At 61.3% G+C, this 15,961-nt stretch carries 15 protein-coding genes; 2 read left to right on the top strand and 13 right to left on the bottom strand.

Annotated features, from left to right (window positions below):
* Positions 1 to 153: 153 nt before the first annotated feature.
* The 9 genes from hflC to NJC38_RS11080 all read right to left on the bottom strand — a co-directional run bounded on the left by hflC (position 154) and on the right by NJC38_RS11080 (position 10,312).
* Positions 154 to 1,023, bottom strand: coding sequence for a protease modulator HflC (gene hflC / locus NJC38_RS11120; RefSeq protein WP_045486829.1), 870 nt, complete (start codon positions 1,021 to 1,023; stop codon positions 154 to 156).
* Positions 1,023 to 2,201 (bottom strand): FtsH protease activity modulator HflK, encoded by a 1,179-nt coding sequence (gene hflK, locus NJC38_RS11115; protein ID WP_045486827.1) that lies wholly within the window; start codon positions 2,199 to 2,201, stop codon positions 1,023 to 1,025. Before hflK ends, hflC begins: the two co-directional genes overlap by 1 nt.
* 96 nt (positions 2,202 to 2,297) lie before the next feature.
* Positions 2,298 to 3,599 carry a ribosome rescue GTPase HflX gene (gene hflX / locus NJC38_RS11110; protein ID WP_045486825.1) on the bottom strand — a complete coding sequence of 434 codons (1,302 nt, stop codon included), beginning with the start codon at positions 3,597 to 3,599 and terminating at the stop codon, positions 2,298 to 2,300.
* Positions 3,600 to 3,611: 12 nt separating this feature from the next.
* Positions 3,612 to 3,869 carry an RNA chaperone Hfq gene (gene hfq / locus NJC38_RS11105; RefSeq protein WP_045486823.1) on the bottom strand — a complete coding sequence of 86 codons (258 nt, stop codon included), beginning with the start codon at positions 3,867 to 3,869 and terminating at the stop codon, positions 3,612 to 3,614.
* Positions 3,870 to 3,960: 91 nt separating this feature from the next.
* A complete protein-coding gene (gene miaA, locus NJC38_RS11100) occupies positions 3,961 to 4,932 on the bottom strand; it encodes a tRNA (adenosine(37)-N6)-dimethylallyltransferase MiaA (RefSeq protein ID WP_045486821.1) in 972 nt (323 codons plus the stop codon).
* Complete coding sequence (mutL, locus tag NJC38_RS11095; protein ID WP_253114560.1) at positions 4,933 to 6,903, bottom strand: DNA mismatch repair endonuclease MutL; 1,971 nt, start codon at positions 6,901 to 6,903, stop codon at positions 4,933 to 4,935. It abuts the gene before it with no gap.
* Entirely contained in the window at positions 6,900 to 8,321 is a 1,422-nt protein-coding gene (locus NJC38_RS11090) for an N-acetylmuramoyl-L-alanine amidase (RefSeq protein ID WP_290447220.1), read from the bottom strand. Before NJC38_RS11090 ends, mutL begins: the two co-directional genes overlap by 4 nt.
* Positions 8,322 to 8,369: 48 nt before the next feature.
* Positions 8,370 to 8,828, bottom strand: coding sequence for a tRNA (adenosine(37)-N6)-threonylcarbamoyltransferase complex ATPase subunit type 1 TsaE (tsaE, locus tag NJC38_RS11085; RefSeq protein WP_253114551.1), 459 nt, complete (start codon positions 8,826 to 8,828; stop codon positions 8,370 to 8,372).
* Positions 8,816 to 10,312, bottom strand: coding sequence for an NAD(P)H-hydrate dehydratase (locus NJC38_RS11080; protein WP_253114541.1), 1,497 nt, complete (start codon positions 10,310 to 10,312; stop codon positions 8,816 to 8,818). Before NJC38_RS11080 ends, tsaE begins: the two co-directional genes overlap by 13 nt.
* A gap of 63 nt (positions 10,313 to 10,375) precedes the next feature.
* On the opposite strand from NJC38_RS11080, the gene queG reads away from it, so the two are divergent.
* Positions 10,376 to 11,485, top strand: a complete 1,110-nt coding sequence (queG, locus tag NJC38_RS11075) for a tRNA epoxyqueuosine(34) reductase QueG (RefSeq protein WP_253114539.1) — start codon at positions 10,376 to 10,378, stop codon at positions 11,483 to 11,485.
* Here the strand turns inward: queG and NJC38_RS11070 are convergent.
* Both NJC38_RS11070 and orn read right to left on the bottom strand, forming a co-directional pair.
* Complete coding sequence (locus NJC38_RS11070; RefSeq protein ID WP_045486812.1) at positions 11,467 to 12,078, bottom strand: trimeric intracellular cation channel family protein; 612 nt, start codon at positions 12,076 to 12,078, stop codon at positions 11,467 to 11,469. The two genes, queG and NJC38_RS11070, sit on opposite strands and share 19 nt — an antisense overlap.
* A gap of 100 nt (positions 12,079 to 12,178) precedes the next feature.
* Complete coding sequence (gene orn, locus NJC38_RS11065) at positions 12,179 to 12,712, bottom strand: oligoribonuclease (RefSeq protein ID WP_045486810.1); 534 nt, start codon at positions 12,710 to 12,712, stop codon at positions 12,179 to 12,181.
* A gap of 86 nt (positions 12,713 to 12,798) precedes the next feature.
* Between orn and rsgA the strand changes: the two genes are divergently transcribed.
* Positions 12,799 to 13,830, top strand: a complete 1,032-nt coding sequence (gene rsgA / locus NJC38_RS11060) for a small ribosomal subunit biogenesis GTPase RsgA (RefSeq protein WP_045486808.1) — start codon at positions 12,799 to 12,801, stop codon at positions 13,828 to 13,830.
* Positions 13,831 to 13,898: 68 nt separating this feature from the next.
* On the opposite strand, the gene motB is transcribed toward rsgA, so the two are convergent.
* Together motB and motA are read right to left on the bottom strand one after the other, a co-directional pair.
* A complete protein-coding gene (gene motB, locus NJC38_RS11055) occupies positions 13,899 to 14,921 on the bottom strand; it encodes a flagellar motor protein MotB (RefSeq protein WP_045486807.1) in 1,023 nt (340 codons plus the stop codon).
* A 3-nt stretch (positions 14,922 to 14,924) separates the two neighbouring features.
* Positions 14,925 to 15,776, bottom strand: a complete 852-nt coding sequence (gene motA / locus NJC38_RS11050; protein ID WP_045486806.1) for a flagellar motor stator protein MotA — start codon at positions 15,774 to 15,776, stop codon at positions 14,925 to 14,927.
* Between the last annotated feature and the right edge of the window lie 185 nt (positions 15,777 to 15,961).

The following is a 15,961-nucleotide window of genomic DNA, read 5'->3' as shown; positions in this document are numbered from 1 at the left end:
CTTGAAAAATCCTGCCGCCTGCACTCAGGCAAACGGCCAATCAAACATGCAGACGCAAAAAAGCCGGGAATTTCCCGGCTGCCGCATGATACACACGTTTTACCGTACGTTCACCCCATGAGACAGATTTGCCGCCCAATGGGGTGATGCGGATTACGGCTTGGCTTTCTCCAGGTAGCGGAAAAACTCGCTCTTGGGGTCCAGCACCAGCACGTCACTCTTGCTTGCAAAGCTTTCACGATAGGCCAGCAGGCTGCGATAGAACGCGTAGAACTCCTGATCCTGACCATAGGCCTTGGCGTAGATCGCAGCGGCCTGGGCATCACCATCACCACGGGTCTCTTCAGACTCACGATAGGCTTCAGCCAGCAGCACACGGCGCTGACGATCAGCGTCGGCACGAATACCTTCAGCCAGCTCGTTACCCTTGGCGCGATGCTCGCGAGCCTCACGCTCACGCTCGGTGCTCATGCGCTCGAACACGCTGCGGTTGACTTCCTTGGGCAGGTCGATGGCTTTGACACGTACGTCAAGGACTTCGATACCCAGCTCTTTCTCCGCCATACGGTTCAGCGAGCCGGTGATGTCTGCCATCAGCGCGTCACGCTCACCCGATACCACTTCATGCAGGGTGCGCTTACCGAACTGGTCACGCAGACCGGACTCCAGACGACGCGACAACCGCTCGTCGGCAATCTGCTTGAGGCCCGAGGTCGCGGTGTAAAAGCGCTCGGCATCCTTGACCCGCCACTTGGCGTAAGCATCGACCATCACGGCCTTTTTCTCCAGCGTCAGGAACCGCTGGGTGGGTGCATCAAGGGTCAGCAGACGCGCATCGAACTTGCGCACCTGATTGACGTACGGAACCTTCACATGCAGGCCAGGCTGTACGTCAGGCTGTACGACCCGACCGAATTGCAGCAGGACCGCACGTTCGGTCTGCGCAACGATGTAGAAGCTGTTCCAGGCGACAACCGCCAGCACCACGCCCACGATGAGCGCAAACAGTGACTTATTGCTCATCAGCGGCTCTCCCTGGTACGCGTTTCACGCTGCTGGATATCGACCGGGCGAGCAGCATTGTCAGCACTCACGGCAGAGCCGTTATTGCTGGCAGGCGTCGCGGTATTGTTGCTGCGACCGCTCTCGACCATCTTGTCCAGCGGCAGATAAAGCAGGTTGTTCTGCCCCTTGTCACCGGTGACCAGCACTTTGCTGGTATTGCTGAACACTTCCTGCATGGTCTCCAGATACAGACGCTCGCGAGTGATCTCAGGAGCCTTGCGGTACTCAGCTACCAGCTTGGTGAAGCGCTCGCTGTCACCCTTGGCCCTGGAAATCACTTCATCGCGATAACCGTTGGCGTTCTCGATGATGCGCTGGGCCTGACCACGCGCCTCAGGAATCACGCCATTGGCGTAGCCTTCGGCCTGGTTGCGGGCACGCTGCTCGTCTTCACGGGCACGGATCACATCATCGAAGGCTTCCTGCACTTCACGCGGTGCCGCTGCGCTTTGCACGTTCACCTGGGTGATGGTGATACCGGTACGGTAGGTATCGAGGAAACGCTGCAAACGCTCCTTGATCTCGGTGGCCATCAGCTCACGACCTTCGGTCAGTACCTGATCCATGGCCGTGGAGCCCACGACATGGCGAAGGGCACTTTCGGTGGCATGCTGCAGGCTCACTTCAGGCTGATCCACATTCAGCACGAAGTCCTGGAGGCTGGAAATCCGGTATTGCACGGTCAACGGCACTTCGACGATGTTCTCGTCTTCGGTCAGCATCTGACCCTGCTTGCTGTAAGCGCGCTCGCGGGTGACGTTTTCCATGTATTTGCGGTCGAACGGCGGGAAATAGATGTTCAGGCCGGGACCTACAGTCTCGTAGTACTTGCCGAACCGCAGGACGACGGCCTGCTCCTGCTCGTCGACAACATAGACGGCGTTGTACAACCAGAAGGCCAGGACCACGAACAGGCCGATGCCCAGCAGGCCAAAGCCGCCGCCCTTGCTGGAGCTGCCGCCGCCACTGCCATCACCACTGCGTTTCTTACCGCCGCCGAACAACCCATTCAGGCTTTCCTGCAGCTTGCGGAAGGCTTCGTCGAGATCCGGCGGCCCCTTGCGATCGCCACCACGACGGTTGCCACCCCAGGGATCCTGATTGTTCGAGTTGCCACCCGGCTCATTCCAAGCCATAGCGCTCTCCATCTGATAAAGCAAAGACGCGCCCTCGGCGCGCCGCCCCATGCTACCGAATGCTCGGGAAAGGCGTGCTATCGCTTTCCCGCGCTTTTATTGCAAAGTGTGTTGCTCAATGAACTCCAGCGGCTGCAATCCTTCGCGACTCACCAGTCGATTGAGTTCGACACGTGGCAGACGCACAGCCAGCAAGCTGGCCCCTTCTTCATCGTGCACCTCGCTTTGCACAGCGCCGACTTCAAAGAACCTTGCCCGCAGTCGAGCAAAACGCTGCGGTAAACGCAAGGTTGCAACAAAAAGATCTTCACCCAACAGCTCAGCGATCGCCTGCTTGAGCAGGTCGAGACCACGACCGTCGCGGGCCGACAGCCAGACCCGCTCCGGCTTGCCATCAGGGGTTCGCTGGATATGCGGCTCGACATTCTCGAGCAGATCGAGTTTGTTATACACCTCAAGTATCGGCAAGTCCTGGGCGCCGATCTCGACCAGCACGGCCATGACCTGTTCGATCTGCGCATCGCGCTCAGGCTCATGGGCGTCGATCACATGCAGCAGCAGGTCGGAATTGCTCGATTCTTCCAGCGTGGCGCGAAACGCCTCGACCAGTTTGTGCGGAAGGTGGCGAATGAAACCCACGGTATCGGCCAGGACAATCGGCCCCAGGTCGTCAAGCTGCAGACGACGCAGGGTCGGATCGAGGGTGGCGAACAACTGGTCGGCCGCATAGACCTCAGAGTCGGTCACTGAATTGAACAGCGTCGACTTGCCTGCGTTGGTATAGCCGACCAGCGAAACCGAAGGGATATCCGCCCGCTTGCGCCCGCGCCGCGCCTGATCGCGCTGGCTGCGCACCTTCTCCAGACGGCCCTTGATCTGCCGCAGGCGCACCCGCAGCAGACGACGGTCGGTTTCGAGCTGGGTCTCACCAGGACCGCGCAGCCCGATACCACCCTTTTGCCGCTCAAGGTGAGTCCAGCCGCGAACCAGGCGGGTACTCATATGCTCAAGCTGGGCCAGTTCAACCTGCAGCTTGCCTTCATGGGTACGCGCACGCTGGGCGAAGATGTCGAGAATCAACCCGGTACGATCGAGCACCCGGCATTCAAAGACACGTTCGAGGTTACGCTCCTGGCTGGGCGTGAGGGTGTGATTGAAAATCACCAGATCGACATGACCGGAGCGGACCTGGTCGCGAAGTTCCTCGACCTTGCCGGTTCCGATCAGGTATTTGGCCGATGGACGATGCCGTGGCACGTTGACCAGTGCGACGGTATCGGCGCCGGCCGACAGAGCCAGCTCCTGAAACTCCTGCGGATCTTCGCGCGCCTCAGGGTCTTGACCTTCCAGATGAACGAGCAACGCCCGCTCACCACCGCTGTGGCGCTCAAAGAACAAGGCAGGCTCCTATCAGGCGTTACCAGGCTCGGAATCACCTGCTTCATCGGTAGCACTTGGCAGGCGGATTGGACGGACCGGAACAACAGTGGAAATAGCATGCTTGTACACCATCTGGCTGACGGTGTTTTTCAGCAGAATGACGAACTGATCGAACGACTCGATCGTACCTTGCAGCTTGATACCGTTGACCAGATAGATCGAAACGCCGACCTTCTCTTTGCGCAAGGTATTCAAGTAAGGGTCTTGTAGCGAATGCCCTTTTGACATGTGCCGCACTCCTTTAAGGATCAATAATAGTAAAACGAATTCGATTGGCTTGGACCGCCACCCCCCAAGGATAGACAGCCATTGCAGGGACTCAGTCCAATATGGAGACCGATCCCAGGTATTTCAAGGTGCGTGGCAGATTGTCGCGATCCAGACTGTCAAGCCAGTGCAGGTTCTTCCAGCTGCGTAGCCAGGTGAACTGCCTCTTGGCCAACTGGCGCGTGGCAATGATGCCGCGTTCCTGCATCTCTTCACGTGTAAGCTTGCCATCCAGATGATCCCAGACCTGGCGATAACCGACGGCTCTGATGGACGGCAGATCTGCGTGCAGATCGCCTCTTGAGCGCAGTGCCAGTACTTCGTCCAGAAATCCCTGTTCCAGCATTTGCACAAAACGTAAGGCAATGCGGTCATGCAATACCTTGCGATCAGCCGGAGCTATCGCAAGACTGGCGACAGTATAGGGCAATTGTCCCTGTCCCGATGCTGATCCTTCGGCACTTTGCGCAATTTGTTGCTCGCGGTGCGCCGTCATGCTCATTCCACTGACCAGATAAACCTCCAGCGCGCGAATCAACCGCTGCGGGTCATTGGGATGAATACGCGCCGCCGACACCGGATCCACCTCGGCCAACCGGTCATGCAACGCCTGCCACCCGTGAGCCTGCGCCTGGGCTTCAAGCTGTGCGCGTATCCCGGCATCGGCGGACGGCATGTCGGCCAGCCCCTCCAATAGAGCCTTGAAATACAACATAGTGCCGCCGACCAGCAAAGGAATATTGCCGCGCGCGGTAATTTCAGCCATGGCCTCAAGAGCATCGCGGCGAAAATCGGCTGCCGAGTAGCTTTGCGAGGGATCGAGAATGTCAATCAAACGGTGTGGAAACTCGGCCAGTTGCGCCTTCGACGGCTTGGCCGTGCCGATGTCCATGCCGCGATAGACCAGTGCCGAGTCGACGCTGATCAGTTCACAAGGCAGGACCCTGGTGAGTTCAATGGCAAGATCAGTCTTGCCCGCAGCGGTTGGCCCCATGAGAAAGATGGCCGCAGGTAAAGCATTCATTCAACGACCGCGCAGGAAAAGTTTGTCCAGATCATCCAGGCCCATCTGGGTCCAGGTGGGCCGCCCGTGGTTGCATTGGCCACTGCGCTCGGTATTTTCCATGTCACGCAGCAAACCGTTCATTTCCGGGATCGCCAGCCGCCGGTTGGCACGTACCGCGCCGTGGCACGCCATGGTGCCAAGCAACTCGTTCATGTGTGCCTGGACCCGGTCACTGGTGCCGTACTCCATCAGGTCGGCCAGCACGTCGCTGACCAGCCGATTGGCCTCGGCCTGTTTGAGCAGCGCCGGAATCTGCCGGATCGCCAGGCTTTCCGGCCCCAGCCGCTGTAATTCGAAGCCCAGCTGCCGGAAGGTATCCAGGTGTTCCTCGGCGCAATCGGCTTCGCGCTGACTGACCGCAATCGACTCAGGCACCAACAGCGGCTGACCACTGAGACCTTCATGGGCCATCGCCACCTTCAAGCGTTCATACATGATCCGCTCATGCGCGGCATGCATATCCACCAGCACCAGACCATGGGCATTTTCGGCCAGGATGTAGATCCCCTTGAGCTGCGCCAGGGCATAGCCCAGCGGCGGGATGTCGCCGCTTGACTCCGGCAGCGACGCCACCTCAGACGCCGGCGCGGCGCCGGCCAGTGGCGCATAGAATTCGCGGTAGACGTTCTGGGTCTCAGCAGTCGGCAGGCTGGAACTGGGCCGCGGCGTGTACTGATACTGGTAACCGCCAGAACCGCCGCCAGCGGCCCCTGCGCCACCTGCCGGCGCGCCATAAGCCTGGCCTTGCGGGCGCTCCAGCGCGTGCGCAGCCAGGCTCATCTCGCCTTGTGGCCCGAACTCGCCAGCCTGCAGACCGCTCGGCCGCTGGATCGGTGCCTCGGGTTGCGCCTCGGGCAGGTGATCCTGCGGCCTTACATCGCCCAGCGCCCGGTGCAGGGTGCCGTACAGGAAGTCATGGACCATGCGTCCGTCACGAAAACGCACTTCATGCTTGGTCGGGTGGACGTTGACATCCACTGCTGCCGGATCGACCTCGAAAAACAACACGAAGGTCGGATGACGACCATTGAATAGCACGTCGCGATAGGCTTGCCGCACCGCATGGGCAACCAGCTTGTCGCGCACCGCACGGCCATTGACGAAAAAATACTGCAGGTCGGCCTGGCTGCGCGAAAAGGTCGGCAAGCCGACCCAGCCCCACAGGTGCAGGCCGTTGCGCTCGATATCAATCGGCAGCGCCTGCTCCAGAAAACCCGGACCACAGATGGCCCCGACACGCCGCGCCTTGGCCGTGTCGTCATGGGCTTCATGCAGGCTCAGGACGCTTTTGCCGTTGTGGCGCAAGTGGAAGGCCACGTCGAAACGCGCCAGCGCCATGCGCCGGATGACTTCCTGCAAATGATCGAATTCGGTTTTTTCGGCCTTGAGAAACTTGCGCCGTGCCGGGGTGTTGAAAAACAGGTCACGCACTTCGACCGATGTGCCCACCGGGTGCGCCGATGGCTGGACCCTGGAGTTCATCTCACGACCTTCGGTTTCGACCTGCCAGGCCTGATCGGCGTCACGGGTTCGGGAAGTCAAGGTCAGACGCGACACCGAACTGATCGACGCCAGCGCCTCACCACGAAAGCCCAGGCTCATCACCCGCTCAAGGTCGTCGAGCTCGCGAATCTTGCTGGTCGCGTGGCGGGCCAGCGCCAGCGGCAGATCATCCGCCGCAATGCCTCGGCCGTCATCACGCACCTTGAGCAGCTTGACGCCGGCCTGCTCGACATCGACATCAATGCGCCGGGCACCGGAATCCAGGCTGTTCTCCAGCAGTTCCTTGACCACCGAGGCCGGGCGTTCGACCACCTCACCGGCAGCAATCTGGTTGGCAAGGCGCGGGCTGAGCAACTGGATACGCGCCGCAGGAGAAACGCTTGCAGCGTCCTGTGCGGGTTGGTCGTCGACAAGCAGATCCGTCATGGCTGGGTGGCAACCTCGACGCTGGGGATTCGCAGGTCCTGACCAATGCGCAGATCGTCAGTCTTGAGCCCGTTGGCACTGCGCAGGGTCGCCATGCTCATCTCATAGCGCGCAGCAAGCATGGCCAGGGTTTCACCGGAGCGTACGACGTGGTTGCGCGGCCCCCGAGCCAGTTTACCGTTATCACGCAGCCAGGCGATGTAGGTGCCCTGCGGCGGGTTCTGCTGGAAGAACTGCTTGACCCCGGCGTTGATCGAACGGGCCAGCGCCTGCTGGTGCGAAGTGGTGGTCAGCTTGCTGGCCTCGTTGGCATTCGAGATAAAGCCGGTTTCGACCAGGATCGACGGGATATCCGGTGACTTGAGCACCATGAAGCCGGCTTGCTCGACACGGGATTTGTGCAGCGGCGTAATCCGGCCGATGCTGCTCAAGACCTTTTGCCCGACGTTCAGGCTCGACGACAGCGAGGCGGTCATCGACAGGTCAAGCAGCACACCGGCAAGCATTCGGTCCTTGTCGTCAAGGCTCACGGCACCGGCACCGCCAATCAGGTCGGAACGGTTTTCACTGTCGGCCAGCCAGCGTGCGGTTTCCGATGTTGCGCCGCGATCGGACAAAGCGAACACCGAGGCGCCGAACGCCGCCTTGGACGGCGCGGCGTCAGCGTGAATCGACACGAACAGGTCAGCCCCCTTGGCGCGGGCGATCTCGGTACGCTTGCGCAGCGGAATGAAGTAGTCGCCAGTGCGGGTCAACTCGGCCCGGTAGCCCTTCTCCGCGCTGATCTGGCGCTGCAGCTCTTTGGCGATCGACAGCACCACATGCTTCTCGATCTGCCCTTTGCCGCCCGAGGCTCCCGGGTCTTCGCCGCCGTGACCGGCATCGATCACCACCACGATGTCGCGCTTGCCGCTGGGGACCGGAGTGAGCTTGACATCGGGCTTGGCCGGGCTGATCGGTACCGCTGGCGCAGTGGCCACTGTGGTCTCCGGCAGGCTCGGCGGCGGGTTGGCATCGGCGGCGTTGTCGAACAGGTCGACCACCAGACGATTGCCGTACTGCTGGTTAGGGACCAGGGTAAAACTCTTGGGGGTCACAGCCTTGTTCAGGTCAACGACCACGCGCAAATCCGTAGGGGTGCGCTGCGCCGAACGCACACTGGTAATCGGCGTATTGGCGGTCGCCACGTTCAATGGCCCGCTCAGGGTCGCACCATTGATGTCGATCACCAGCCGATCCGGAGCGGTCAGCGTGAATACGCTGTGCTGCACCGGCCCCGACAGGTCAAAGACCAGCCGGGTGTTGTCCGGGGCGCGCCACAGGCGGACACTGCGCACCTGGGTCGCGGCCGCCCACACATCGACGGCCATGGCCATCAACAGCAAACCAAGCACCGCCAGCGGCGCGCGCATGCGCATATTCATCCCCATATCAGTAAAAGTTCTCTGTGAATTCTGCCTGGCTCATCAGGCCAGGGCCGCGCACCAGCGTTCGCCACGCGGGCCTTGCGGGTTGAGGGTCACCGTACGACCGGCACCCTGGTGCGTAATGGTAATGGTCAGGTCGGGCTTTGGCAAAAACCCCTTGCCACGGGCCGGCCATTCGATCAGGCACAGTGCATCATCGGCGAAGTAATCGCGGATGCCCATGTACTCCAGCTCTTCAGGGTCGGTCAGCCGATACAGGTCGAAATGAAAAGCCCGCAGCGCGCCGATTTCATAGGGTTCGACCAGGGTAAAGGTCGGGCTTTTGACTGCCCCTTCATGACCCAGGCCGCGGATCAGTCCGCGTGACAGGGTGGTCTTGCCTGCGCCCAGGTCACCTTCGAGAAAAATCACACCCTTTGCCGCAGTGAGCTGCGCCAGCTGCGCGCCCAATGCCACCATGGCGTCTTCGCCATCTACCTGCAGGGTTACTTCAGACACGGTTGCAGCTCCTCCAACAGGCGACGAATGATCACGATCAGGTCACTGGCGAGCAGCCCACGCCCCTCCAGGCCTGCCAGCTCACCGGCCCTGGCATGCAGCCAGACGCCCAGGCAAGCCGCTTCGAATGGTTGCATGTGCTGCGCCAACAGGGCACCGATCAGACCGGACAGCACATCGCCCAGCCCGGCACTGGCCATGGCTGGATGCCCCCGATCACAGAGCGCCAGGCGCCCCTGCGGATCGGCAATCAGGCTGCCACTGCCCTTGAGCACGCAAACAGCCTTGAACTGTTCTGCAAGACGGCGAACCGCTGCGGGCCTGTCGGCCTGCACTTCGGCCGTCGTGACACCCAGCAACCGTGCCGCCTCACCAGGGTGCGGGGTGATGACACAGCCCGACGGCAGCCTGACCTGGTCGGCCGCCAACAGGTTGAGCGCATCGGCATCCCACACCTGCGGCGTGTCGGCACCGGCAACGACAGACAGCAGGCTGCGTGCCCAACTGCCCTGCCCCAGACCAGGACCTGCCACCAGCACATCAGCGGCAGCGACCAACCCGGTCAATTGGTTGGCCGAATGAATCCCGGCGCTCATGATTTCCGGCATGCGCACCAGCGCAGCCGTGACGTGTTCAGCGCGGGTTGCCAGGGTCAGCATCCCGGCGCCGCTGCGCAATGCACTTTCGGCGCTCAACAGCGCGGCGCCGCCAAAGCCGTGATCACCGCCCACCACCAGTACCCGGCCGAACTGCCCCTTGTGCGCAGTACGCGGGCGCGGCGCCAGAGTTGCCAGGTTGGCGCTGTCAAGCCGTGTCGCGGTGGCCGGCGTCTGGCTGAGCGACTGCGGGTCAGCCTGCAAATCTTCACACAGCAGTTGCCCGAGATGATCGGCCGCATCGCCGGTGAACAGGCCCAGCTTCAGAGCGATAAAGGTCACGGTCAGATCGGCGCACACGGCGCAGCCCAGCGCCTGCCCCGTGTCAGCACTCAGACCGGAGGGGATATCCACCGCAACCACCGGCAGGTCCGCCGCATTGATGGCTTCAATAGCCGCTTTATAGGGCTCACGCACCTCGCCGCGCAGCCCGGTGCCCAACAGCGCATCAACTACCACACCGACCAGCGGCTGGCCCAGCCACTGGAGGATTTCGACACCCGCTGCGCGAGCCTGCTGATGAGCCGTGGCGGCATCGCCATGCAGAGCAGCCGGATCACCCACCGCCAGAACCCGCACCACCCAACCGGCCTGATGCGCCAGCTGTGCCACCAGATACCCGTCGCCGGCGTTATTGCCATGCCCGGCCAGCACCGTCAGCACGCCCGCCTCGGGCCAGCGCCGGCGCACTGCACGCCAGGTCGCGCGGGCCGCACGCTGCATCAGCTCCAGACCTGGCGTGCCGGCGGCAATCAGCCGCGCATCGAGGTCACGGACCTGTTCAGCGGTGTACAGCGCGTCGGGTAAATGGCTTTGAGTATCTGGCATGCGTGTGTGGGCTCCGATATCTGGCAGAATTATACGCACCTTGGTCTTATTTTCTCCTTTCGCATGCCCGCCACTACCGAACAACTGACCGGCGACGAACTCGCCGAACTTGCCCTGTCGATCAAGACCTGGGGCCGCGAACTGGGCTTCCAGCAGGTCGGCATCAGCGGTCTTGATCTCAAGGAGCATGAACAGCATCTGGAGCGCTGGCTCGACGCGGGCTACCACGGCGAGATGGACTATATGGCCGCGCATGGCAGCAAACGTTCCCATCCCGAGCAACTGGTGCCTGGCACCTTGCGCGTGGTGTCGCTGCGCATGGACTACCTGCCAGGCGACAGCGAGATGACCCAACGCCTGGCTGAACCGGAAAAAGCCTACGTGTCGCGCTACGCGCTGGGCCGCGATTACCACAAGTTGGTGCGCAAACGTCTGCAGCAACTGGCCGAGCGCATTCAGCAGGCGATCGGCCCGTTCGGTTACCGGGCCTTCGTCGATAGCGCCCCGGTACTGGAAAAAGCCATTGCCGAACAGGCCGGGCTGGGCTGGATCGGCAAGAACACTTTGGTACTCAACCGCAAGGCCGGCAGTTTCTTCTTTCTTGGCGAGCTGTTCGTCGACATGCCGCTGCCGGTGGACCCGCCCCACGCCACCGAGCATTGCGGCCGGTGCAGCGCCTGCCTGGACATCTGCCCGACGGCAGCGTTTGTCGGCCCGTATGTGCTCGATGCCCGGCGTTGCATTTCCTACCTGACCATCGAGCTGAAAACCGCCATTCCTGTCGAGTTGCGAGCACTGATCGGTAACCGGGTATTCGGCTGTGATGACTGCCAGATCGTCTGCCCATGGAACCGCTTCGCCAAACCCACCGAGCAAAGCGATTTCCAGCCGCGCCATAACCTCGACAATGCCGGGCTGGCCGAGCTGTTCATGTGGGACGAAGAGCGCTTTCTCAGCAGCACCGAAGGCTCGCCCCTGCGCCGCGCCGGCTATGAGCGCTGGCTGCGCAACCTGGCCGTCGGGCTGGGTAACGCGCCCTCGACCATCAGCGTGCTGCAGGCCCTGGAGGCACGACGTGAGCACCCGTCAGAACTGGTCCGTGAGCATGTCGAATGGGCCATAGAGCAGCACGCCCTGCGGGGTAGGAGCTGCGTTCAGTGGTCATCCTTGTAAACGAACTTGGGCATTTCCCATTTGAAGCGGATCGCCAACAGCCGCATCAGCAGGCCGCCAAACAGGGTAATCAGGATCGCCTGCTCATCTGACACGCCAAGGTAGCGACAAGCCAGGAAGCACCAGGCAGCAAGGAAGGACACGCTGGCATAGAGCTCGCGGCGGAAGATCAGCGGAATATCGTTGCAGAAGATGTCGCGCAGAATGCCGCCGAACACTCCGGTGATCACGCCACAGACCGAAGCGACCAGCATACCGTGCCCTGTTTCCAGGGCGGTCAGGCAGCCAATCAGGGTGAAAGCCACCAGGCCCACGGCATCGAGCACCAGAAACAGCGAGCGCAGATGCCGCATCAGCGGCGCGATGAAGATCGTCACCAGCGCCGCGACGCTGGTCAGTACCAGATATTCGGGGTGTTTCACCCAGGTCAGAGGGTAATGACCAAGCAGCACATCGCGCACCGAGCCACCACCCAACGCAGTGACACAGGCAATCAGCACCACGCCAAACCAGTCCATGCCCCGCCGTCCTGCGGACAACGCGCCGGTCATGGCCTCGGCGGTAATCGCCATCAGATACAGCATCAACAACATGGCGTTACCCCCTGCGACAAAGCCGCGCAGTCTACCCGGCGGCCCGACGCACTGAAAGGGTGCAAAGGGCTTTGTTGACTGCGCGCTTGAAGCAGCGTGCTTACTTGATGAAGTTTTCGCGGTAAAAACGCAGCTCAGCAATGGATTCGCGGATATCGTCCAGTGCCAGGTGAGTGCTGCCCTTCTTGAACTTCAGCTCTGGCGACCAGCGGGCCGCCAGCTCCTTGAGGGTCGAAACGTCAAGGTTGCGGTAGTGAAAGTAGTTTTCCAGCGTTGGCATGTGCCGGTACAGGAAGCGCCGGTCCTGGCAGATGCTGTTACCGCAGATCGGCGAGCTGCGCTCCGGCACCCATTGCTTGATGAACGCCAGCGTCAGGGCCTCGGCCTGGGCGCTGTCGATGGTGCTCTCACGGACCCGCTGAGTCAGCCCCGAGCCGCCATGCTGACGGGTGTTCCACTCATCCATGCCGGCCAGAATCTCGTCACTCTGGTGCACCGCAATCACCGGGCCTTCGGCCAGGGTATTGAGCTCGCTGTCAGTGATGATGGTGGCCATTTCGATGATTACATCGTTGTCAGGGTCCAGGCCGGTCATTTCCAGATCGATCCAGATCAGGTTGCTCTTGCTTTGCATATATTGGCTCCTCAGCATAGGCGCGCAGTTTAGCTCAGCGTCGGCATGCTAGTATCGCGCGTTCGAGCTCATTGACCGGGAATCCCATGGCCAAACGCCAACTCAACCGCCGCCAGAACTGGCGCATCGAAAAGATCCAGGGCGAACGCGCCGCTCGCGCCGCCAAACGTGAGACCCAGGCGCTGGAGATTCTGGAAGGCGGCGACCTGGGCCCGGAAGAGTTCGGCCAGGTGATTGCTCATTTCGGTGTGCAGGTCGAAGTCGAGGCCCAGGACGGCGAGCATCGCGGCCAGACCTACCGCTGCTACCTGCGCGCCAACCTGCCGGCACTGGTCACTGGCGACAAAGTGGTGTGGCGGGCCGGCAATCAGGGCGTTGGCGTGATTGTCGCGCAACTGCCGCGCAGCACCGAACTGTGCCGCCCTGACAGCCGCGGGCTGCTCAAGCCGGTCGCGGCCAACGTCGACCTGATCGTCATCGTCTTCGCGCCGATGCCCGAGCCGCATGCCAACCTGATCGATCGCTACCTGGTCGCCGCCGAACATGCCGGCATCCACCCGTTGCTGCTGCTCAACAAGGCTGATCTGATCGACGAACACAACAGCGTGGTACTCAACGACCTGCTGTCGGTGTATCGCGGCCTGGGTTATCCGGTGCTCGAAGTATCTGCCCATCAGGGCGATGGCATGCAGCAGTTGCAACAGCAACTGGATGGCAAAGTGAGTGTATTTGTCGGCCAGTCCGGGGTCGGCAAATCATCGCTGGTCAACAGCCTGTTGCCGGAAGTCGGCACCCGGGTCGGGCCGCTATCGGAGTTTTCCGGACAAGGCACCCACACCACCACCACCGCACGCCTGTTCCACTTCCCGGGCGGCGGTGATCTGATCGACTCGCCGGGTATCCGCGAATTTGGCCTGGTGCATGTGAGCCGGGACGACGTCGAGGCCGGCTTTATCGAGTTCAATGATCTGCTGGGCAAATGCCGCTTTCGCGACTGCAAGCATGACCGCGAGCCGGGTTGTGCGCTGCTCAATGCGCTGGAACAAGGCCGCATCCATCCGCAACGGATGCACAGCTACCGCTCGATCCTGGCCAGTCTGCCGCAAGACGAATACTGAGACTGGCGCAGCAAAGCTGCCAGCCGCCCCTGCTGCACGCTACAGGGGCGGCCTGACAGCCAGGCAGATTACGGGTTGCTACCCGGTGCCCTGAGCGGCCCCTGATCGAAGATATTGACCCGTTCACGAACCTCATGCGGCAGCACGGCCGGCGCCTGGCTGCCGTTCGCCGCGCCAGGCGCAGCGGCTCCAGGCGCCGCAGCACCCGGTGCCGCCGGGGCTGGATTGACCGGCGGCGCACTGCCTTGGTCACCATCCATACGCTGCTGGGCCTTGCGGGTCAGCACGATGATATCGATACGCCGGTTGACCGGGTTCAGCGGATGCTGGCGATCGAACAGCGCCGAGGACGCGTACCCCACCACTCGTGCCACCTGCTGCTCAGGGTAGCCACCGGCGATCAGCGCACGACGGGCAGCGTTGGCGCGGTTGGCCGACAGCTCCCAGTTGCCGAACTCACCGGTACCGGCAAACGGCTTGGCATCGGTATGACCACTGACGCTGATCTTGTTCGGCACAGCCTTGATGGTGTCAGACATCGCCAGCAGGATGTCTTCGAAGTAAGGTTTGAGCCGCGCACTGCCGGAGTCGAACATTGGCCGGTTATCGGCATCGACAATCTGGATACGCAAACCGTCCTGAGTGATCTCCAGCAGGATCTGGTCCTTGAACTTTTGCAGCTCCGGACTCTCTTCAATCTTGTTCTGCAACTCCAGCAGGAGCATTTCCATGCGTTCCTGCTCGACCTGCTCGGCCTTGGCTTCGGCAGACTCGGCCTCGATCGGCACGGTGTCCGGGCTCGGCGTACTCTTGACCTCGGGGTTGAGGGTCTGGTTAGGAGACATTTCCGGCGAGCCGCCCAGGTCGATGACATAGGGCGAGCCACTGTCGCTGAAGCCGACCGGGTCCTTGAAGTAACCGGCCACGGCCACCAGTTGTTCCGGAGTCGCAGCCGACAACAGCCAGAGCACCAGAAAGAACGCCATCATTGCTGTCGCAAAGTCAGCAAAGGCGATCTTCCAGGCACCGCCGTGGTGCCCCCCGCCAAAGCGCTTGACGCGCTTGACGATTATTGGCTGATTATTTTCCATGGTTTAGCGACCACGTACGGCTTGTTCCAGCTCGCTGAAGCTGGGGCGGTGGGCGGGGTAAAGCACCTTGCGACCGAACTCGACGGCCAGTGATGGCGGCATGCCGGAAGCCGAGGCCACAAGAGCCGCCTTGATCGACTCGTAGACGTTCATTTCTTCCTTGGCATCGTGCGCCAGGCAAGAAGCCAGCGGACCAAAGAAGCCGTACGCCGCGATGATACCGAAGAAGGTACCGACCAGTGCCGCCGCCACGTGCTGGCCGATGGCGGCCTTGTCACCGGTTCCCAGCATGGCCATGGTGATCACGATACCCAGTACCGCGGCCACGATACCGAAACCGGGCATACCGTCGGCAATGCCGGTCACGGCGTGGGAAGGATGTTCAAGCTCTTCCTTCATGCTCAACAGTTCCATGTCGAACAGGCCTTCAAGCTCGTGAGGAGCCATGTTGCCGGACGACATGATGCGCAGGTAATCGCAGATGTAGGCGGTCATGCGCTCATCCTTGAGTACGCCAGGGTACTTGGCGAAGATCGGACTGGAAGCCGGCTCTTCGATGTCCCCTTCGATGGCCATCATGCCTTCGCGGCGGCTCTTGTTGAGAATCTCGTACACCAGACCCAGCACTTCGAGGTAATAGGCATGCGTGAAGCGAGTGCTGAACATCTTCAGCGACTTTTTGAACACATGCATGGTCATATGGCCAGGGTTGGCCTGCAGAAAGGCGCCCAGCGCTGCACCACCAATGATGACGATTTCAAATGGCTGGAACAGCGCTGCCAATTGACCGTGGGATAGCATGTATCCGCCGAGAACGCTCGCGAAAACGACAATGATGCCGATGATTTTGGCCATAGGTACAAATACTTGTTGAGTCGGGTTCAGGGAGATGTGCGGTGATTCATGAAACTGTTGTTCTGCTTATCGGCCCGCCTGAGCCAGACTATAGGCTGTTGCCGTGAAAAACCTGTTTTGCTATCGAAACAGGGTGTAACAATACATGACGCATCCATATATGAAAAAGCGTATCCACTGCTGAA

It is taken from the genome of Pseudomonas sp. 21LCFQ010 (genome assembly GCF_024129905.1).
In the GTDB taxonomy this organism is placed as follows: Bacteria; Pseudomonadota; Gammaproteobacteria; order Pseudomonadales; family Pseudomonadaceae; genus Aquipseudomonas.
Note: the sequence above shows the minus strand (reverse complement) of the source record. Positions and strands in the feature narration are given on the sequence as shown.

Excerpts from the sequence above, each read along its gene's own strand:
- hflC (WP_045486829.1), bottom strand. The coding sequence starts at position 1,023 with ATGAGCAATAAGTCACTGTTTGCGCTCATCGTGGGCGTGGTGCTGGCG.
- hflK (WP_045486827.1), bottom strand. The coding sequence starts at position 2,201 with ATGGCTTGGAATGAGCCGGGTGGCAACTCGAACAATCAGGATCCCTGG.
- hfq (WP_045486823.1), bottom strand. The coding sequence starts at position 3,869 with ATGTCAAAAGGGCATTCGCTACAAGACCCTTACTTGAATACCTTGCGC.
- miaA (WP_045486821.1), bottom strand. The coding sequence starts at position 4,932 with ATGAATGCTTTACCTGCGGCCATCTTTCTCATGGGGCCAACCGCTGCG.
- mutL (WP_253114560.1), bottom strand. The coding sequence starts at position 6,903 with ATGACGGATCTGCTTGTCGACGACCAACCCGCACAGGACGCTGCAAGC.
- NJC38_RS11090 (WP_290447220.1), bottom strand. The coding sequence starts at position 8,321 with ATGCGCATGCGCGCGCCGCTGGCGGTGCTTGGTTTGCTGTTGATGGCC.
- NJC38_RS11080 (WP_253114541.1), bottom strand. The coding sequence starts at position 10,312 with ATGCCAGATACTCAAAGCCATTTACCCGACGCGCTGTACACCGCTGAA.
- queG (WP_253114539.1), top strand. The coding sequence starts at position 10,376 with ATGCCCGCCACTACCGAACAACTGACCGGCGACGAACTCGCCGAACTT.
- NJC38_RS11070 (WP_045486812.1), bottom strand. The coding sequence starts at position 12,078 with ATGTTGTTGATGCTGTATCTGATGGCGATTACCGCCGAGGCCATGACC.
- orn (WP_045486810.1), bottom strand. The coding sequence starts at position 12,712 with ATGCAAAGCAAGAGCAACCTGATCTGGATCGATCTGGAAATGACCGGC.
- rsgA (WP_045486808.1), top strand. The coding sequence starts at position 12,799 with ATGGCCAAACGCCAACTCAACCGCCGCCAGAACTGGCGCATCGAAAAG.
- motB (WP_045486807.1), bottom strand. The coding sequence starts at position 14,921 with ATGGAAAATAATCAGCCAATAATCGTCAAGCGCGTCAAGCGCTTTGGC.
- motA (WP_045486806.1), bottom strand. The coding sequence starts at position 15,776 with ATGGCCAAAATCATCGGCATCATTGTCGTTTTCGCGAGCGTTCTCGGC.